Below are 18,686 nucleotides of genomic sequence, written 5' to 3'. Positions count from 1 at the left end.
TCGGGTCGATCGGGCGCGCCGTCGGTGCGAGCCGCCCCGTCGGGTCGTCGGGGTCCGTCGAATCGCGACGCCGCACCGAGCCGGCCCGGCTCGGATCCATCCGACCGCCCCGGCTCGGACCGCCCGGGCTCCGGGCGCTGGTCACCGTCACTCGGCACAACGCTCAACCCAGCCGCCGGCGAAACCGGCCGCCCCGGCCCGTCCCCACGGCCAGCAAGGTCACCACGGCCAGGGGCGTCACCCCGCACGGGACCGTCGCCGCGACCAGGCCCGTCGCCGAGCCCGGCCCCATCCGGGCGACCCGGACCATCACCGCGACCGAGCACCTCCGGGCGACCCGGACCATCACCGCGACCAGGCCCATCAGGACGACCGGGCACGCCATCACGACCGGCGCCGTCACCACGACCGAGCACCTCGGGACGACCCGGACCGTCGCCGCGACCAGGCGCGTCGAGGCGGTCCGAGCCTGCGCCGTGGCCGAAGACGTCGGCACTCTCGGGAGCGCCGGAATGAGCTGCGGCGTCGCCACCAAGCGGGCGGTCGCCGCGGCCCGGAGAGTCACCACGGGGCGGGCCGTCGGTGCGGCTCGGGGTGGGGTCTTCGGTTCCGACCACGGTCAGACCGCGGGCGGGACTCACCGGCTCCGCGCCGATTCGCCGGGCCGCGCGGCCACCGCGCGGCGACGTGGTCACGCTCTGATCGTCAGCGGACGGCGTCGAGGACCCGAACGGCTCGGGCGACGACGCAGGGGGACGCGGTCCCGGCGGGGTGGTCGGGCTTGCCGTCGCCGGCGCAACGCCGGCTTCGGACGCCCCTTTCGGTCCACCAGACCCCGGCGCACCCGCGGCGAGCTGGGACAGCGGACCGGGCCCGTCGAGAACGCTGGGCCCATCGAGCGGGCCCGGGCCGTCGAGCGACCCAGGACCGGCCGGCGTCGAAAGCGCACTCGCCCCCTCGCGCGCAGCAGGGCTCGCAGGCGGCGAATCGAGGGGGCGAGCGGGCGAAGAAAGGGGGCTCGGGCCGTCGAGTGGGGTCGCCGCGGGTCGGGAAAGAGGGCTGGGGGCATCGAGGAAGCTCGCGGCCGGTGCGGTCACGGGCGGCTTCGGACCAGACGGCGCGTCCGGGCCACTCGCGGCCACCGACAACGGCGCCGATCCGCCCATCCCTGCCGGGAACGGCACAGACGAGTACGGCCGGCTCTGCGTGGCGTCGCCCAGATCAGCGTCGGAATCGAGGCGACCGAAACCGGACGCACGACCGAAGCCGTGCCCGTGGTCACCGATATCGAGCAGAAGCGTGCCAACGGAGGAGCGCCAGACACCGAGCGTGGAAACGGTCAGCGGAAGACCGTTCTCCACCAGCAGCTGGAACGTGGCGGTCGTACGGTCGGCCAACTCACCGGCGACCAGCACGAGCTTCGGGTTACCCGCGAGCTTGGTGATGCCTTCTTCTTCGGAGAACCGCTTCCAGTCGTTCCAGAAGATGTCCTCGCCGCGCCAGTAGAGCGCCGCGAGTTCCTCCAGGCTGGCCGCACGCGCCCAACCGAAATACTCGAGACACTCCGCTAACTCGTTGCGGTCAATGCGCTGCCGTGCGTGTATAACAACGAGGCGACCCTCGTTGTCCACGGCGATCAGCGTCGGGTGGCCGCCTGCGCTGAGCGTGGGACGCTGCTGGATGCGGAGTAATCGGCTGCCGTAGACGGGATCAGGGTCACGCCATAACGCGTCCTCGATCTGCCGGTCGAAGTCTCCGACCGCTTGGTCCAGTCGCTGAAGCGGGACCAGGCCGTCGGGCCCGACCTCGAAGAGCGGCATGAAGTCCTAACCTCCTACATCGGTTCGACACCGACGATCTGCCCGGGTCAGTCGTCGCGCCGTACCGCATCCGGGGTTGTGGAGCCTCCGGACGAAGTTCGCCGGAAGACCGCTGGTAGCCCCGGACATCTGTGTTCGGGTCGTTACCCGGCGACCTGATCCGCTAAAGGCCGCTTTCGCAGCCTGCCACACTCGCGATGCTCATGGTGCTCCCGGCAAAATGAATGGCTGCCCGGCTGGGGCGCCCTCGTCGATCAGTCTGATCAGTGCGTTCGTGTCCAGGTGTCGCTCGACGAGACTAGCCAGAGCGTCCAAAGCCTGGGCTCTGACCTGCACGTATGCAGTGTCGGGTGGAACGACGAACCCCACCAACGAGCGTTGGTCGGATACCTCGGCCAGCAGGGACCTGCGGAAGCCGTCGGACTCCAGCGCCCCGTGCCAGTGAGTGCCGTAGACCACGCCGGGGCCGTCGGAATACCGGACCCCCTCGACCGCTCCGGAGCTGGTCGTGATCCAGGTCGGGACGTCCGGTGCACGCCCACTCACCTGACCGTGGTGGATTTCGTAGCCGTTCACCGGATTGCCTGCGTACGTGCCGGTCGGCCGTCCGAGTGTCTTGTCCGACGCGAAGGTGATTTCGACCGGCGCCAGCCCCAGGCCGTCGACTGTCCCCTGCTTGCTTTCGACGTCGTCCGCAATGGTCCGTGCCAGCATCTGGAACCCCCCGCAGATGCCGACGACCGGGCGACCGGCAGCGTGGTGGGCGAGGATCGCGTCGGCGAGGCCGGTGCGGCGGAGCCAGGCCAGGTCGTCAACGGTTTCGCGGGTGCCGGGGATCACGACGAGGTCCGCATCGGCCAGTGCCGCGGGATGCCGTACGAGGCGCACCTGCACCCCGGGCTCAGCCGCGAGCGCGTCGAGGTCCGTGACGTTGGACATTCGAGGCAGTCGGGGCACGGCAATACGTAGCCAGGTCGTACCGATCGGTGGCGCTCCGCGCCCGATAACGCCATCGGGGCTGTACGACAGGGAGTCCTCGGCGTCGAGCCAGAGCCCCTCGACGAACGGAAGCGTCCCCAGCACCGGCCGCCCGGTAAGCGCAACGAGCTGCTCGATCCCCGGCTCGAGCAGCCGCGCGTCACCGCGGAACTTGTTGATGACGAACCCACTGATGAGCTTCTGGTCCTCGGCGTCGAGCAGAGCCAGCGTGCCGAAGAGCGACGCGAACACCCCGCCGCGGTCGATATCACCCACGACGATCGTGGGAAGCTTCGCTGGGCGGGCGAGGCCCATGTTGGCGATGTCGGTGGCACGGAGATTGATTTCGGTCGGACTGCCCGCGCCCTCACAAATAACGACGTCGAAGTCGCGGCGAAGGTCTTCGAGGGCGTCGAGAACGAGGCCGTGGAGCCTGGGCTTGACCTCGCGATAGGACATCGCGCTGACCTCGCCGGCGGCGCGGCCCTGCACGACGAGGTGCGATTTGCGGTCGCTGCCCGGTTTGAGCAGCACCGGGTTGAACCTGACGCTCGGCTCGAGACCGCACGCTTCGGCCTGCAGCGCCTGCGCACGACCGATTTCGCCGCCGTCGGGGGTGACGACCGCGTTGTTGCTCATGTTCTGCGCTTTGAAAGGCGCTACGCGGATGCCATGTTGGGCTAGCCAGCGGCAGATGCCGGCGGTGAGGAGACTCTTGCCGGCGTCGGACGTCGCGCCGGCGACGAGGAGCGCACCCTTCACGCGGCACCCCGGCCAAGCCTTGTCGCGGCGGACCGGAAGACGGGCGCACGCCGGGCTGCGACCGCGCGGCGAGGCGCGGTGGCCGCGCGCTGAAGCGCCGTCGCCGCGCGCCGGGGCGCCGTGGCTGCCGCGCGCCGGGGCGCCGTCCCTGCCGCGCGGAGCGCGAGCGCCGCCGCGCCCAGAGCAGCCGCACCCGCCCCCACCAGAAGAGACAATCGAGCAGCAGGTGCAATATCGGACACCTGCGCGGCACGCCCGTCACCGAGAACCGGACGCTCGTCGACAGTCCCCCCATAGACGTTGCGCCCACCGAGCCGAATCCCCAACGCCCCCGCAGCAGCGGCTTCGCACTGACCAGCATTCGGACTCGGATGCGCACTGCCATCCCGCCGCCAAGTCCGCCAGGCGTCAGCGGCAGAGTTCCGCCGCACCGCAGGCGCCGCACCAACCGTGAGCAGCGCAGTCAGCCGCGAAGGCACCAGGTTCAGCAGATCGTCGAACCGCGCAGACGCCCACCCGAACCGGTCGTATCGAGACGAACGATGCCCCACCATCGCGTCCAACGTATTAGCCGCCCGATACCCGACCAATCCCGGCAGACCAGCCACCGCCCCCCAAAAAAACGGAGCCACAACAGCATCCGCGGTGTTCTCCGCCACCGACTCGACCACGGCCCGCGCCACCGCCGGCGCCTCCAGCCCAGCCGGATCACGCCCGCAGAGATGCGACAGGCGCTCCCGAGCCCCGGGCAGATCCTCTGCGGCGAGCAGCCGATCCATCGCAGCCGCCTCCCGCCGCAGCGACGCCCCACCGACCACCGCCCAGGCACTGACCCCCGTCACCGCAGCCCGGAGCACAGGCCGCCCCCGCGTCACCCGATCGACCGCAACACTCGCCGCGACCGGAACCCCCACCGCCAACGCGGTGTACAACGCACCACGCGAACGGCTCGGCGCGTACAGCCGCCGCTCGAGCGCCCCCGCGAACCTCCCGAACACCGCGACCGGATGCCCCCGCCTCGGATCAGGCACGACGTGATCGAGCAGCGCTCCCAGAGCAAGGCCAGTGGCGGTGGCGAGTAGGTCGGTACGGGACGGCGCAAGCACTGCCAGAGCCTAAATTCCGAGATCGACGCCTGCATGGCCAGGGCCGCTCCCTTCCGCCCCCGCCCGCCGTCGGCCGCGCCCGAGACGTCCCGCCGACCGGTACCTGGTTGCCCACCCACCCTCCGGTTGCTGGGGGTATGCATGGCGCGCGCAGATAGCCGCGCCCGGCGCGCACAGGCGGCCACGCGGCGCGCAGGCGCTGGCGCAGCCGGGCGCAGGCGCGGACGCAGCCGGGCGCGGGGCGGGCCGGGCGCGGACGCAGCCGGGCGCGGGCGCAGCCGCGGGCGCAGCCGGGCGCGGGCGCAGCCGCGGGCGCAGCCGGGCGCGGGCGCAGCCTGGCGCGGGCGCAGCCTGGCGCGGGCGCGGACGCCGCGGGCGCGGGCGCGGACGCAGCCTGGCGCGGGCGCGGGCGCGGGCGCGGGCGCGGACGCAGCGCGGGCGCGGGCGCGGACGCAGCCTGGCGCGGGCGCGGGCGCAGCCGGGCGCGCGGGCGCGGGCGCAGCCGGGCGCGGGTGGGCCGGCGGGGGTAGGTAGCACGGTTGGTGGCTGGGGGCGGGTGTGCACAGGGGCCTGGGTTATCCCCAGGAACGGGCAGGGGCGCTGACCGGGGGCGGGTGACGCGGGGACGGTGAGACCGCGCCCGGGTGTCCGGGCAGACCATTCGCGGAAGCAGGGATCTTCAGATGAACGAGACGATCACCACCATCGTGGGAAACGTCGTCGACTTGCCGGTCCGACGAGTTCTCGACTCGGGCGTGAGCGTGACGTCGTTCCGGGTCGCATCCACCGCCCGGCGTTTCGACCGAGTCACCAACCGCTGGGCCGACGGCGAATCGCTCTTCCTCAAGGTGACGTGCTGGCGCACGCTGTCCGACAACACGGCCGCGTGCGTGGTCAAGGGTGATCCGGTGATCGTCACCGGGCGCCTCTTCACCCGCACGTACGAGGTGGCCGAATCCCGGCGGGCTTCGTACGAGCTCGAAGCCACCGCCATCGGCTTCGACTTCAACCGCGGACGAGGAGAGTTCACGCGGATCTCGTCGCAGCGGGCGACCACCGTCGACGAGCTCGGTCCCGACGGTCTGCCGACGGGCAGCGCGATCGATGCGCACATCATCGGCGGCGCCGGCAACGGCGCTCCGCAGATCGCCACGCCCGAGGACGGCTCGCTCGACGACACGGACATCGGCGCAGCCGGCGACGCCTTCGCCAACGCCTCCCCCGTCCGCCCGACCGGCCCCACCCCCCACCCAACCCAGAACACCCCCGCCGAAGCCGCACCCCGAACCAACGGCGCCACCTGGGGCACGACAGCCCCCGCAAGCGCCGCGGGCACGACGGGCGCGACGGACAGCGCGGCAACCGGGAGTGGCGCGGGCGGCGACGCCGGTGCTGAAGGCAGGGGCCGTGGCGCTGCGGCAGGAGGCTCGGACCGAGCGCCGATGGGTGGCGCTGGGCAGGCGACTGAGGAGGGTGGAGCACGCGAGCGGGCCGCGGACGGTCAAGGCGGCGGGTCGGAAGGGGCCGCCTCGGGCGCAGGAGACCACGACTCGTCGGGGCGGGCCCCGAGCGCGACGCGGTCGTCGGCCCGCCGGCGTGGAGCCTCGCCGGTTCCGGCCTGACAACGTCGGCCCGGTCCAAGACTGGCCCCACGGACGGGCCGACCGGTCCGGCCGACGCGCCCCCGTCGGCCGGACCACCGGGCCGAGCATTCGAGCCCCCGTCGGCCGGACCACTGGGCCGAACATTCGAGCCCACGAGGTGGGGGTCAGGCGCTGGCTATGGGGTGGCGGTGGGTGACCGGGTCGGGCAGGCGAACGGCCGGGTCGGGGCCGGGCCCCGAAGGAGCCGGGTCGGGTTCGTACGGCAGAGAGATACGGGTAACCAGGAGGTCCCCGGTGTACCGAGTCCGCCCCTCGAGGCCGAGCCGATGCAACATCGCCCGGAGCGCACGGTTGTCCGGGCTCCCGAACGACACCGCCTCACGATGCCCCAACTCGTGCGCGACGTGCAGCGCGTGCTTCGCGAGGATGGCGCCGAGACCCCGGCGTCGATGGTCCTCCCGCACGAGCACGCCGAAGTCCGCAACGGGCACGTGCCCCGTGATCTGCGCGACCCCGACCAGCCGGAACCCGTGGAACGCCACCAACGTGCAGCTCCCGGGCACCGCTGCCAGGCACTGCTCCGGATCCGTCAACGCCGGGGGTGGCGTCCCCGGGTACCGGTCACGCAGCGATGACGGCGCCGCCCGCCGGTGCAGCTCGGCGACCGCAGGGGCATCGCGCGGCCGAGCCGGACGAATGGCGACCACCGCCCCGCCCACGAGCGCGGCCTGCACGACGGAAGGCGTCAGGAGCTGGATCGCCGAAGGCTCCGCCACGGACGCCTGCGCAGGCGATGTCAGCGGCCGGTCGGCCCCGCCACTCCCCACGCACTTCACCTCCGCGACGCTTGCGGTCGGAACAAGCCTGCGGGGCCACTGTTTCCGGGGCGTCACATGTGGGTGATAAGTCAGATTCGACGGCTACGTCGCTGGTGCGGCGCGCTCCAGAAGGGACTCGATCGGCGTACCCCGCGGCAGCGTGCCGAACGCGTACCCGCTCTCGCCCCCGAGCCGCGACCCGCAGAACGCGCTCGCCACCTCCTCCGGCGCGTGCCGGACGAGCAACGCACCCTGCAGCACCAGCGCGAACCGCTCGACCAGCCGGCGGGCCCGGTACTCCCACTCGTGCGTGTCGGCGAGCTCCCCACGGAGCGCGGCCCACGCCGCGTCCAGCCGGCTGTCGGCTCCGAGCGACTGCTCGACCTCCTCGGCGTACGCGGCGAACGCCTCCGGCGACCGCCCGAGCGCCCGCAACACGTCGAGCGCGTTGACGTTGCCCGACCCCTCCCAGATGCCGTTCAGCGGCGCCTCGCGGTAGAGCCGCGGCATCCCGCTGTCCTCGACGTACCCGTTGCCGCCGAGGCATTCCAGCGCCTCCGCGACGAACGCGGGCTGCCGCTTGCACACCCAGTACTTGCCGATCGCGGTGGCCAACCGCCCGAACGCCTTCTCCTGGTCGTTCCCGAGCTGAGCCCGGTCCACCGCCCCGGCCAGGCGCAGCGCGAGCGTCGTCGCGGCTTCCGACTCCAACGCGAGGTCCGCGAGCACGTTGCCCATCAGCGGCTGGTCGATCAGCAGCCGGCCGAAGGCCGACCGGTACCGCGTGTGGTGCACGGCCTGCACGAGCGCCGCACGCATGCCCGCCGCCGAGCCGATGACGTTGTCGAGCCGGGTCAGCGACACCATCTCGATGATCGTCCGGACTCCGCGCCCCTCCGGGCCGACCAGCCACGCCACGGTGTCGTCGAATTCCGGCTCGGAGCTGGCGTTGCTGCGGTTGCCGAGCTTGTCCTTGAGCCGCTGGATGCGGAACGTGTTCCGGGTCCCGTCGGGCAGCACCCGTGGCACCAGGAAGCACGACAGCCCACCGGGCGCCTGAGCCAGCACCAGGAAGACGTCGTTCATCGGTGCGCTGGTGAACCACTTGTGCCCGCGCAGGCGCCAGGTGCCGTCGCCGGCGTCCTTGGCCACCGTCGTGTTCGACCGGACGTCGGAACCGCCCTGCTTCTCGGTCATCCCCATGCCGGCCAGCAGCCCGCGCTTGGTCGTCGGAACCCGCAGCCCGAAGTCGTAGACCCGGCTGGTCAGCAGCGGCTCGTACACGTCGGCCAGCGACGGCGTCGCACGCAGTGCGGGCACCGCCGCGTAGGTCATCACCAGTGGGCACAGGTGCCCAGCCTCCACCTGGCCGGCGACGAACACCCCGGCGGCGCGGGCGACGTGCGCCCCGGACCGGTCGTCGGCCCACGGCGTCGCTCCGAGCCCGGCGCCGACCGACACCTCCATCAGCCGGTGCCAGGACGGGTGGAAGTCCACCTCGTCGATGCGATTGCCGTACCGGTCGTGGGTGCGCAGCACGGGCTCGTTCCGGTTCGCTTCGTCGGCCCACGTCTGCGCCTCCGCGGTGCCGGCCCACTGCCCGAGCTCGTGCAGCTCCGGGAGGTACCAGGAGGCGCCCTCGCGCACCACACCCGCGAGCAGCGCCGCGTCGTCCGCGACGTCGTGGCCGACCAGCGGCGGCGGCTGATTGCTGACCTCGTGCGTCGCAGGGGAGACCAAGAAATCTGTCATGTCGCCTCCAGGACGAGCACTCCGGCACAGCGGAGCGCCAACGCGGTGAGCTCCGGTACCAGTGAACGGTCGGCCGGCCCGGAGAGCTGGCCGATCAGAACTTCGGCGACGCCGCCGGTGAGCGCGGCGGCGGTGACGGCGGCGTCCTGCGGCACCATCTCGCCTTTGCGGACACCCTCGGCGATCAGCGTCGCGAACACCTCGTTGTACCGCCGCCGGTAGGTCAGCCGCTCGATCAGCACCGGCTGCTCGGCGGGTTCCGCGATCAGCGCGTAGGCCAGTTGCCGGCCAAGGATGGCCCGCTGCGCGAAGAGTCCGACGCCCTGCGCCAGCCGGTCCGCTGTGGACTCCGGCGAGGCAGCGGTGAGCACTGTCGCGAGCACCTGGAGTTCGCGCTGGGTGGCCCGCCGGAACACTTCGGCGGCGAGCGCACCTTTGTTCGGGAAGTGCTGGTAGACGGCGCCGGTCGAGATCTCCGACGCCGCGGCCACCGCGGCCACCGTGGCGCCGGACCAGCCCTGCGACGCGATGATGCGCGTCGCTTCGGACACGAGTCGTTCGCGCACCGCCGCGCGGCGGTGCGCTACCCGCGGAGGCTGGCGGTACGGCACGCAAGTAGTGAACCAGAGTTCACTGCTTGCGTACAGACCTCGCCGATGTCCTGAAATGCGCCGGGGTAGACGCGTTCACGTAATTCACTTCCGGAGAAATGCGCCCCGTGTCGTTGCCACCGGCGCGTGGAGTCACAACACTGCACAGGGGACGCCCGAGCCACATTTCAGTTCGTGGATTATTTCGTCTACAGGACGTAGAATTTTGCCCATGACCCCGCCCCTTCCCGACCAGGCCGGAGCCGCGGTCAACCGCGCGCTCGACCTGCTCCGGATCCGCCTGCTGGCCGACGCCGCGACCCAGCACGCCGCGGTTCATCGACCGTCCGGCACGCGCTGCCACACCACCGGCGCCCCCCGCCGCCCAGACACCGCCGCGTAGCCCCGGACTCGCTCGGGCGTCGCCCGCCGGGCGGGCGACGCCAACGACAAACCGGGCCTACGACAGGTTCCCGGCCCCAAACCCGCCGGCCGAAGGCCCGAAAACCCGTCGAAGGCCCGAAAACCCGTCGGAAGCTCGAAAAAAGCCGCGCCGCGTCAGCCCAACACCTGCGCCGGGCTCAGCGTCCGGACCACCTGGTCCACGAACCCGTACTCCTGCGCCTCCGACGCGGTGAACCAGCGATCCCGGTCGGAGTCCTCCTCGATCCGCTCCAACGGCTGACCCGTGTGCTGCGCGATCAGCTCCGCCATCGTCTTCTTGGTGTGCAGCATCTGCTCGGCCTGGATCCGGATCTCGGTCTCCGTGCCACCGAACCCACCGTGCGGCTGGTGCATGACGATCCGCGAGTGCGGCAGCGCGTACCGCTTGCCGCGCGTACCGGCACAGAGCAGGAACTGTCCCATCGACGCGGCGAAGCCCAGCGCCACCGTGCAGACGTCATTACTGACCCACTGCATCGTGTCGTAAATACCCATTCCCGCGGTGACCGAGCCACCCGGCGAATTGATGTAGAGCCAGATGTCGCGCGTCGGATCTTCGGCGTTCAGCAACAAGAGCTGGGCACACAGCGCATTCGCCACCGTGTCGTTCACCTCGCTCCCGAGAAAAACGATCCGATCGCGCAGCAGCCGCGCATAAACCTGCTCGTCCAGCCCTCCCCCACCCGGAACCGGCACGGACGAAACCGGCATCGAAGCACGCACGACCGGCACGGATGACCAATACGGAACGGTGTCGACCGCCCGCCGAGAAATTCGCGAATTCACCATGCGCCCGACGCTAAGCGCCGACAAACGTTGAGAACACAAATGTTCGCTCTCAGCAATTTTGCTGAAAGCGGTTACGCCGAAAGAAATACCGCTTGACCCAAGAGTTCACCTGGGGTGGCTCGGCCTCCACCCACCCTGCTCCGTAAGCTGCGAGCAAGTCGAGCGGGGAGGGCCACGATGTCCGATATCCTCTATCTCACGTCGATGGAGCCGCGGTCGGGCAAGTCGGCGGTAGCGCTCGGCCTGCTCGACCTCCTCGCGGCCGACGTCGAGAAGCTCGCGGTCTTCCGGCCGGTCGTGCCGGACCACAACCGACCCGACCCGATCGTCGAGCTCGCACGCCAGCGCTACGAGCTCGACATCCCCGAGGAAGACGCCGTCGCGTTCACGTACTCGTCCGCTGCAGACCTGATCGAGACGGGCGGCCCGCAGAAGCTGATCGAAGCGATCGTCGACCACGCCGCCCGGCTCCGGGAGCGCTACGACTTCGTGCTGTGCGTGGGCACCGACTTCACCGGCCCTTCCCCGGCTGTGGAGTTCGATCTCAACGCCGAGCTGGCCGCGAACCTCGGCGCGCCGGTGATCCAGGTGCTGTCCGGACACGGCCGCTCGCCCGAAGCGGTCACCACCGCACTCCGCGAGGGCTCCACCGTGCTCAAGACGCACGGCTGCGAGGTGCTGGCCACCATCGTGAACCGAGCGGACGAAAGGCACGCGGCCCTCGCTGAAGCGCCGGTCTACGTCGTGCCCGACCTGCCGGTGCTGGCCGCGCTCACGGTGGCCGAGGTCGTCGCCGCGCTGGACGGGACGCTGCTCAGCGGCGACGGCCCGGCCCTGCAGCGCGAGGTCGACTCGTACCTGGCGGGCTCCGCCTACCTGCAGACCGTGCTGCCGCTGCTGAAGGACGGCACGCTGCTCGTCTCGTCCGGCGACCGCATCGACCTGGCTGTGGGAGTCGCCGCCGCCGCGGTCAGCCCCGACCTGCCGACACCAGCCGGAATAGTGCTCACGGTGGGCCACGTGCCGGACGAGCGGAGCCTCAAACTGCTCGAGCCGTCCGGCCTCCCGGTCATCGCGGTCACGGCGGACACCTACACGACGCTGCACCGGCTCGAAGGACTGACCGGGCAGCTCCGGGCCGACAGCGCCCGTAAGGTCGCCGCCGCGCTGGGGGCGTTCGCCGACCACGTCGACGTCGAAACGCTCCGCAAGCGGATCCAGCTGAGCACGCCCGACGTCGTCACGCCGCACATGTTCTCCGCGCAGCTGATCGCACGCGCCCGCGCCGACAAGCGGACGATCGTCCTCCCGGAAGGCGAAGAGGAACGCATTCTGCTCGCCGCCGAGGAACTCACCCAGCGCGGTGTCGCCGATCTCGTCCTGCTCGGCGACCCCGAGCGGATAAAAGCAAAAGCCGCCCACCTCGGCACCGACGTCGCACGAGTCCGGATCATCGACCCGCTGAGGGACCCACTCCGGAAAACGTTCGCCGACACGTACGCCGAACTTCGCGCCCACAAGGGCGTCACGCCGCAGATGGCCTACGACGTCGTCGGTGACGTGTCGTACTTCGGCACGATGCTGGTGCACGCCGGTGAGGTCGACGGCATGGTCTCCGGCGCCGCGCACACCACAGCGCACACGATCCGCCCGGCGCTCGAGGTGATCCGGACGCTGCCGGACGTCTCGCTCGTCTCCAGCGCGTTCCTGATGTGCCTGCCGACGAAGGTGCTGGTGTTCGCGGACTGCGCTGTCGTGCCGGATCCGGACGCCACCCAGCTCGCCGACATCGCGGTCTGCGCCGCCGAGACGGCGGCCAAGTTCGGCGTGGAACCGAAGGTCGCGATGGTCTCCTACTCGACGGGCCAGTCCGGATCAGGTGTCGACGTCGACAAGGTGCGGGCCGCAACCGAGTTGGTCGGAGAAAAGCACCCGGACCTCCCGCTCGCCGGCCCGATCCAGTACGACGCCGCCGTCGACCCGACCGTCGGCGCCGCGAAGCTGCCCGGCAACCCGGTCGCCGGCCACGCGACAGTGCTCATCTTCCCCGACCTGAACACCGGGAACACCACCTACAAGGCCGTGCAGCGCGCGGCGTCGGCGATCGCTGTGGGTCCGGTGCTGCAGGGCCTGCGCCGGCCGGTGAACGACCTGTCCCGCGGGTGCACGGTCGCCGACATCGTCAACACCGTCGCCATCACGGCCGTTCAGGCGCAGGGAGCCACCCGATGAAGCCGGTCCTGGTCATCAACTCGGGCTCGTCGTCGCTGAAGTTCCAGCTGATCGAGGACGGGAAAGCAAAAGCCAAGGGCCTGATCGAGGAGATCGGCTCCGACAACGCCCGCCTCAAGCACAACGGCCACGAGGAGACCCGCCCCGCACAGGACCACGACGCGGCCCTCGCCTGGATGCTCGAGAAGCTGGACCTCGCAAACCTCCAGGCCGTCGGCCACCGCGTCGTCCACGGCGGCACGAAATACACCGCGCCCACGATCGTCGACGAGGACGTCGAAAAAGGCATCGAGGAGCTCTCCCCGCTCGCACCCCTGCACAACCCGGTCAACCTCGCGGGCATCCGCGCGCTGCGGAAACTGCTGCCGGACGTCCCGCAGGTCGCGGTGTTCGACACCGCGTTCCACGCGACGATCCCCGCGGTCGCGGCCACCTACGCGCTGCCGGTCGCCACCGCGAAGGAACACGGCATCCGCCGCTACGGCTTCCACGGCACCAGCTGCCAGTACGTCACCCGCCGCGCGAACCTCGACAACCTGATCATCTGCCACCTCGGGAACGGCGCCTCGGCCACCGCTGTGCACCACGGCCGCAGCGTCGACACGTCGATGGGCCTCTCGCCGCTCGAGGGCCTGGTGATGGGCACCCGCAGCGGCGACCTCGACCCCGCGGTGCCGTTCCACCTGATCCGCGCCGGCCTCGACCCGGCCGAGATCGAGGGCATCCTCACGAAACAGAGCGGGCTACGTGGGCTCGCCGGTGCGTCCGACATGCGCGAGGTGCGCGCGAAAGCGGAGTCGGACGACGCCGCCCGCCTGGCCCTCGACGTCTACGCCTACCGCATCCGGAAGTACATCGGTTCGTTCCTCGCTGTCGTCCCCGGCGTGCAGGCCCTCGTGTTCACCGCCGGGGTCGGCGAGAACGACTGGCGGCTGCGCGCCGAGGTCTGCGGTCCGCTCGCCCACCTGGGTATCGAACTCGATGACGACGCCAATCGAGCTGCCGTCGGCGTCGACGAACCGACGTCCATCGGAACGGGTCCGGTCCAGGTCCTCGTCATCCCCACCGACGAGGAATCGGAAATCGCGGCCCAGGCCTCCGCAGCCGTCCGTTAGGGCTCGGGCAGCTCGTTCAGCCGGTACTCCGCACCCGTCACCCGCTGGGACGCCAGCACCGCGGCCTTCTGCGCGTTCTGCGCGGCCCGGCGGGCGCCCTTCAGCTCGTGGTCGGCAGCCTCGGCCGCTTCCTCCGCGTCGTCGAGATCGAGCTTGATCTGGTCGACGCGGTCCCGCGCCTCGGTCAGCCGCTCCTCCGCGGACGCCAACTCCGCGGCGGCCTCGTCCCGGGACGCCTCCGCGTCCACCAGCCCGGCCCGCGCCCGATCGAGCACCTCCTGGGCCTCGACCCGCGCCTGCCGCAGCTGCTCGGCGCGTTCGGCCCGCTTCTCGGCGAGGTCGTCTTTCCGTACCGGAGCAGCCGCCTTCTTCGCGGGCGCGGCCGCCGACGACGGCGACACCGGCCCGAACCCCGCGTACTGCAAGCCACTGATCAGGCGCCCGCTCCGCACCGCCTCGGCAGCCTCCGGATCCCCCAGCGCCGCGTGCAGCGTCTGCTCCAGCTCCCGGGCCACCGCGTCGGTCACCGTCTGGCCCCGCTCGTGCCCGAGCGCCCGGGCCTCCTGGGCCACCGCGTAGACCAGCCGGTGCCGCTGCTGCGTCAGCGCCCGCAGCTGCTCCGCGCTCACCGACGCCTGCAGCTCCCGTAGCTGCTCCCCCAGCGCCAGCAGCGGCTCGATCTGGTCCTTGCGCTCCCGGATGAGCTGATTGGTCAGCCACGCCGACATCGACGGCTTCCGCAGCGCCTTGATCTGCGCCGCGAGGTCACGGTCACCGGCCGCGCGGGCCTCTTTCTCGCGCGCGGTCTTCACCGCGGTGAACGATCCGGGGTCCAGGCCGTACAGCTCGTCAGCGACGTCATCCAAAGACACGGCAAGAACAATGCCACCCGCAGTGGATCCAGCCGACAGATACAGCCTGTGGGTCATCGCGCTCGTCGTCGACGACGACACGACGATCGGGCCGGAATCGGGTCGCGACACCGGCCGGTCTCGTCACCCGCTGACCACGGCTGGTTCCACCGTCCGGCCGAGGTCTTACTCGTACTATCCACAATAGACTCCGTGACGCCCGCCACCCGGCTCTGACCAGCATCGATGTGCGCTCACAGCGCAAAGCGTGTAGCCTTCGGAGCGGTCAAGTGCCGAGGTCGAGGAGGTGGTCGTCGTGTCATCGAACGATCCCTCCAGTAGTCCTACCCGGCACGCGATCAGCGGCTGAGGTGTTGACTTCCCTCCCTGACTTAGCAAGTCAGCGCCGCGGTGCGCAGTGCCGGGTCGACGAGCCATCGTTCGCTTTCGATCCGCGCAGGGGGTTCCCCATGAGCAAGGTCACCGTTCCGTTCGCTGCCGTCCTCGTACTGGCTTGGATCCTGACCATCACCGTTATCAACGCTTCCGCACACTGACAGTAGTCACGTGTCAAAAAGCGCGGGGATCGCGGCCAGGGACAAATGGGTTAGTAACCTGATGGACAAGCACGACCCGGGCTGTCCGTCAGTATCAACTGACGCGGATGGCAGGAGACGCGTCGGGTGTGTCCCTCCAGATCCCCGAGCACTGCTCTGACCTGCGGGTTACTCTGCTCTCCGAGATAGCGGGGACCGGTGGGGCACGGCGGGGGCCGTCGACTGATCCTGCTCCCGCGCCATGCCCTCGTAGCTCAGTGGATAGAGCAGGTGCCTTCTAAGCACTTGGTCGCAGGTTCGAGTCCTGCCGAGGGCACCGCGCCCGAGCGGCTAGCTTAGCGCGCTGGAGGCACGATCTGAATACTCTGTGTAGCAGGCTTGCTGCACTCCCGATGAGGACTCTCGGGGTGGATTTGGCGGCTGAAGCCGCCAATACGGCTATTGCCGTTCTTGACTGGTCGCCTGCCGGAGCGCAGGCGCATCACATTCAGGTCTCGATTATCGACGACATTCTGGTGGACGCCGTGGGCGGTGCCGCCCGAACCGGCATCGATTGCCCGTTGGGCTGGCCCGAAGAATTCGTGCGGTTCCTGGGGGCGTGGTCGGCCGGAACGCTCGTCCCCCCCGCCAACACCGACAAGGCGTGGCGGCGAGGGCTCGCGTACCGCCGCACCGACGAGGTCGTGCGGGAACGCCTGGGCGTGGTCCCGCTGAGCGTCGCGGCCGATCGCATAGCCCACCCGGCGATGCGTTGCGCCGGGATTCTGGCGCGGCTCGCCGCCGACGGGGTCCCGGTCGACGAGCTCGTGGTCGAGGCCTACCCGGCCGGCTCGCTGAAGTGCTGGGGGTTGCCGTACCGCCGCTACAAGGGCGCGGCGAACGCGCCCGCCAGGGACGCCCTGGTCGACGAACTCCTGACCAGGGCGCCCTGGCTGGACCTGGGCGAGCACGAGTCCCTCTGCCGAGCCAGCGACCACGCCCTGGACGCCGTCCTGGCGAGCCTCACCGCCCGCGCCGCCGCCCTCGACCTCACCGTCCCACCCGCCCCGGAAGACGCCGCCCTGGCAGCCAAAGAGGGCTGGATAGCACTCCCCACCGGCCCCCTGTCCGACCTCGCGCCCGAACGGGGCGGGCCGCCGCCCGCCTCCTGACCACCGCACGGGGCCGGGAGGCCGCGTCACGTCGTGAATTCTGCCCACACGATCTTGCCGGTGCCCCGCGCCTCCGAGCCCCACGCGGCGGACAGCCTGTCGACGACGTCGAGGCCGCGGCCGCCGGTGCTGGTCGCCGGCGCTTTCACGACCCGCGGTGGCCGCGGCGAGTCGTCCTCGACGACCAGGCGGACGCGGTCGGGGTAGCGCACCAACGCCAGCTCCACCAGGCCCTCGCCGTGCCGGATCGCGTTCGTGACCAGCTCGGACGTGCACAGCACCGCCGGCTCGACGACGCTCTCGTCGATGCCCCACCTGCCGAGCGTGCGGGAGACGAACGCACGGGACCGGCCGATCGCCCCCTGCGCACCGCGGGCGATCGGGTGCCGCGCCTCGTCGATGCGACTCTCGTCACCCAGATCACGGCGGGCGACGACGACGGCCACGTCGTCGAGGCGGTGCCCGGCCGGACCGACCGGCTCGACGATACGGTCGGCGAGACGTTCGGCGTTGTCACCGGCACCGACGGCGGCCCGCTCGGCGACCGCCGCGAGCCCGTCGTCGATCGTCCGCCCCGGCGTCTCGACCAGGCCGTCGGTGACCAGCACCAACGCGTCGCCCGGCCCGACGTGGACGCGCACGGTCCGGTACTCGGCGTCCTGCACCCCGAGGATCAGCCCACCGGCGGCTTCGACGATTTCGACCGCTCCGTCGGCACGGACGACGATGGGCGGCGGATGCCCGGCCCGCACCACGACACCGTCGCCGGTGACCGGGTCGAGCGCGACGTAGCAGCACGTCGCGAGCAGGCGGGTCTCCAGCTCGACCAGCAGCCGGTTCGTCCGGGCCATCACTTCCTCGGGGCGGTGCCCCTCGGCGGCGTACGCGCGGACGCCGATCCGGAGCTGGCCCATCACCGCCGCAGCGTGCGCCGTGTGCCCCTCGACGTCGCCGACCACCAGGCCGACCTGGCCCGACGGCAGCGCGATGACGTCGTACCAGTCGCCGCCGACCTGGAGGCCGTCGGTGCTGGGCAGGTAGCGGCACGCGGTGGACACACCGGGGATGCCGTCGGTGCGGCGCGGCAGCATCACGCGCTGCAGACCGGCGACGAGCTCGTGTTCGGCGTCGTAGAGGCGGGCCCGCTCGAAGGACTGCGCGGCCAGGCCGCCGAGCGCGACGAGCAGCGTCCGGTCGTCGGACGTGAACGGCTGTGGTTTGTCCCAGCGCACCGCGAAGCCACCGACCGGGCGCCCACCGGCGACCATCGGCAGGTACGCCCAGGCCGCGCCGTCCACCTCGGCGGCGTCCGGCCAGCGCGCGGCGAACGTGTCGGCGTCGCCGGCGAAGAGCGGCGAGCGGGTACGCACGGCCTCGGCCAGCGGGCGCGGGTCGGTCAGGCCGACGCCGTCGAAGTCCGCGACGACCTGCGGGTCGTACCCGACGGCGTCGATCACCCGCAGGCGGTCGCTCTCCATCAGGACGACGCCCAGCGCGGACGCACCGATCGCGCCGCGCATCGTGCCGGTCAGGACCTGGGTGACGTCCTTGAGCGTCAGCGCCTCCGCCAGAGCGCGGGTGACAGCGGTGATCAGCGCCGCGCGCTCCCACTCCGCGCGGACGGCGTCCTGTTCGCGGCGCCAGTTGTCGTGGCGGTCGGTGAAATCCGCGGCGACGCCGATCAGACGCTCGGGCTGCCCGTCCGCGTCGGCGAACACGCGCCCGCGGGCTTCGACCCAGCGGGTCGTGCCGTCCGGGCGGATCACGCGGTACTCGGCGGAGTACTCGCCCACCTCGTCGATCGCACGCCCGATCAGCTCCCGGACCCGGTTGCGGTCGGCGGGGTGCAGGCCCTCGTAGAAGGACTCGATGCGGCGGTCGAACGTGGCCGGGTCGACGCCGAACAGGCGACACAGCCGGTCGTCCCAGATCAGCTCGTGGGTGGCCAGGTGCCAGTCGAACGAGCCGATGCCGGACGCGTCGAGAGCGAGTTCCAACCGCCCGAGAAGCACGGAGTACCCCGCAGGCTCCGGGGGACTCATCGGTGCGTTCTCCTCCTGACGTGCGAGCGGGTGACGTCCTGCTGGTATCCCCAGTATGCGGTCGTCACACCCGAT

15 protein-coding genes and 1 tRNA gene are annotated in these 18,686 nt (G+C 71.1%); 7 read left to right on the top strand and 9 right to left on the bottom strand.

All coding sequences use genetic code 11. The features are described from left to right. Nucleotides 1-163: 163 nt before the first annotated feature. A complete protein-coding gene (locus ACGFY5_RS06065; RefSeq protein ID WP_392717824.1) occupies nucleotides 164-568 on the bottom strand; it encodes a hypothetical protein in 405 nt (134 codons plus the stop codon). Nucleotides 569-1,268: 700 nt separating this feature from the next. On the opposite strand from ACGFY5_RS06065, the gene ACGFY5_RS06060 reads away from it, so the two are divergent. Beyond that, nucleotides 1,269-1,571: a hypothetical protein gene (locus ACGFY5_RS06060; protein ID WP_392717822.1), complete on the top strand. Its 303-nt coding sequence runs from the start codon at nucleotides 1,269-1,271 to the stop codon at nucleotides 1,569-1,571. A gap of 450 nt (nucleotides 1,572-2,021) precedes the next feature. Here the strand turns inward: ACGFY5_RS06060 and ACGFY5_RS06055 are convergent, their stop codons facing one another. Then, on the bottom strand, nucleotides 2,022-3,560 hold the full coding sequence (locus ACGFY5_RS06055; protein ID WP_392717820.1) for a cobyric acid synthase: 1,539 nt from the start codon (nucleotides 3,558-3,560) through the stop codon (nucleotides 2,022-2,024). Continuing rightward, on the bottom strand, nucleotides 3,557-4,666 hold the full coding sequence (locus ACGFY5_RS06050) for a cobalamin biosynthesis protein (protein WP_392717818.1): 1,110 nt from the start codon (nucleotides 4,664-4,666) through the stop codon (nucleotides 3,557-3,559). The genes ACGFY5_RS06055 and ACGFY5_RS06050 overlap by 4 nt, the downstream gene beginning before the upstream one ends. Nucleotides 4,667-5,349: 683 nt before the next feature. On the opposite strand from ACGFY5_RS06050, the gene ACGFY5_RS06045 reads away from it, so the two are divergent. Next, nucleotides 5,350-6,288, top strand: coding sequence for a single-stranded DNA-binding protein (locus ACGFY5_RS06045; protein ID WP_392717816.1), 939 nt, complete (start codon nucleotides 5,350-5,352; stop codon nucleotides 6,286-6,288). Nucleotides 6,289-6,434: 146 nt separating this feature from the next. Here the strand turns inward: ACGFY5_RS06045 and ACGFY5_RS06040 are convergent, their stop codons facing one another. From ACGFY5_RS06040 to ACGFY5_RS06030, 3 genes are all read right to left on the bottom strand, one after another. Then, on the bottom strand, nucleotides 6,435-7,046 hold the full coding sequence (locus ACGFY5_RS06040; protein ID WP_392717814.1) for a GNAT family N-acetyltransferase: 612 nt from the start codon (nucleotides 7,044-7,046) through the stop codon (nucleotides 6,435-6,437). Between the two features lie 144 nt (nucleotides 7,047-7,190). Continuing rightward, nucleotides 7,191-8,840, bottom strand: a complete 1,650-nt coding sequence (locus tag ACGFY5_RS06035) for an acyl-CoA dehydrogenase family protein (protein WP_392717812.1) — start codon at nucleotides 8,838-8,840, stop codon at nucleotides 7,191-7,193. Continuing rightward, a complete protein-coding gene (locus ACGFY5_RS06030; RefSeq protein WP_392717810.1) occupies nucleotides 8,837-9,451 on the bottom strand; it encodes a TetR/AcrR family transcriptional regulator in 615 nt (204 codons plus the stop codon). Before ACGFY5_RS06030 ends, ACGFY5_RS06035 begins: the two co-directional genes overlap by 4 nt. A gap of 211 nt (nucleotides 9,452-9,662) precedes the next feature. On the opposite strand from ACGFY5_RS06030, the gene ACGFY5_RS06025 reads away from it, so the two are divergent. Beyond that, nucleotides 9,663-9,833 (top strand): hypothetical protein, encoded by a 171-nt coding sequence (locus tag ACGFY5_RS06025; protein ID WP_392717808.1) that lies wholly within the window; start codon nucleotides 9,663-9,665, stop codon nucleotides 9,831-9,833. A gap of 155 nt (nucleotides 9,834-9,988) precedes the next feature. Here ACGFY5_RS06025 and ACGFY5_RS06020 read toward each other — a convergent pair whose 3' ends face one another. Continuing rightward, nucleotides 9,989-10,585, bottom strand: a complete 597-nt coding sequence (locus ACGFY5_RS06020) for an ATP-dependent Clp protease proteolytic subunit (protein ID WP_392717806.1) — start codon at nucleotides 10,583-10,585, stop codon at nucleotides 9,989-9,991. A 255-nt stretch (nucleotides 10,586-10,840) separates the two neighbouring features. Between ACGFY5_RS06020 and pta the strand changes: the two genes are divergently transcribed. Then, the gene (gene pta, locus ACGFY5_RS06015) at nucleotides 10,841-12,895 is read left to right on the top strand and encodes a phosphate acetyltransferase (RefSeq protein ID WP_392717804.1); all 2,055 of its coding nucleotides are present in this window, start codon (nucleotides 10,841-10,843) and stop codon (nucleotides 12,893-12,895) included. Beyond that, nucleotides 12,892-14,010, top strand: coding sequence for an acetate/propionate family kinase (locus ACGFY5_RS06010; RefSeq protein WP_392717802.1), 1,119 nt, complete (start codon nucleotides 12,892-12,894; stop codon nucleotides 14,008-14,010). Before pta ends, ACGFY5_RS06010 begins: the two co-directional genes overlap by 4 nt. On the opposite strand, the gene ACGFY5_RS06005 is transcribed toward ACGFY5_RS06010, so the two are convergent. After that, complete coding sequence (locus ACGFY5_RS06005) at nucleotides 14,007-14,882, bottom strand: hypothetical protein (protein ID WP_392717800.1); 876 nt, start codon at nucleotides 14,880-14,882, stop codon at nucleotides 14,007-14,009. The genes ACGFY5_RS06010 and ACGFY5_RS06005 overlap by 4 nt on opposite strands. A 779-nt stretch (nucleotides 14,883-15,661) precedes the next feature. On the opposite strand from ACGFY5_RS06005, the gene ACGFY5_RS06000 reads away from it, so the two are divergent. Together ACGFY5_RS06000 and ACGFY5_RS05995 are read left to right on the top strand one after the other, a co-directional pair. After that, nucleotides 15,662-15,734 (top strand) — tRNA-Arg (locus ACGFY5_RS06000). A 91-nt stretch (nucleotides 15,735-15,825) separates the two neighbouring features. Continuing rightward, nucleotides 15,826-16,569 carry a DUF429 domain-containing protein gene (locus tag ACGFY5_RS05995; protein WP_392717798.1) on the top strand — a complete coding sequence of 248 codons (744 nt, stop codon included), beginning with the start codon at nucleotides 15,826-15,828 and terminating at the stop codon, nucleotides 16,567-16,569. Between the two features lie 26 nt (nucleotides 16,570-16,595). Here ACGFY5_RS05995 and ACGFY5_RS05990 read toward each other — a convergent pair whose 3' ends face one another. Further along, nucleotides 16,596-18,611 (bottom strand): SpoIIE family protein phosphatase, encoded by a 2,016-nt coding sequence (locus ACGFY5_RS05990; RefSeq protein ID WP_392717796.1) that lies wholly within the window; start codon nucleotides 18,609-18,611, stop codon nucleotides 16,596-16,598. Nucleotides 18,612-18,686 lie beyond the last annotated feature (75 nt).

Source organism: Cryptosporangium sp. NPDC048952, from assembly GCF_043197895.1.
Lineage (GTDB): Bacteria > Actinomycetota > Actinomycetes > Mycobacteriales > Cryptosporangiaceae > Cryptosporangium.
Note: the sequence above shows the minus strand (reverse complement) of the source record. Positions and strands in the feature narration are given on the sequence as shown.

Coding starts and splice junctions, on each gene's coding strand:
- pta (WP_392717804.1), top strand. CDS start 10,841: ATGTCCGATATCCTCTATCTCACGTCGATGGAGCCGCGGTCGGGCAAG.
- ACGFY5_RS06045 (WP_392717816.1), top strand. CDS start 5,350: ATGAACGAGACGATCACCACCATCGTGGGAAACGTCGTCGACTTGCCG.
- ACGFY5_RS05990 (WP_392717796.1), bottom strand. CDS start 18,611: ATGAGTCCCCCGGAGCCTGCGGGGTACTCCGTGCTTCTCGGGCGGTTG.
- ACGFY5_RS06020 (WP_392717806.1), bottom strand. CDS start 10,585: ATGCCGGTTTCGTCCGTGCCGGTTCCGGGTGGGGGAGGGCTGGACGAG.
- ACGFY5_RS06025 (WP_392717808.1), top strand. CDS start 9,663: ATGACCCCGCCCCTTCCCGACCAGGCCGGAGCCGCGGTCAACCGCGCG.
- ACGFY5_RS06010 (WP_392717802.1), top strand. CDS start 12,892: ATGAAGCCGGTCCTGGTCATCAACTCGGGCTCGTCGTCGCTGAAGTTC.
- ACGFY5_RS06035 (WP_392717812.1), bottom strand. CDS start 8,840: ATGACAGATTTCTTGGTCTCCCCTGCGACGCACGAGGTCAGCAATCAG.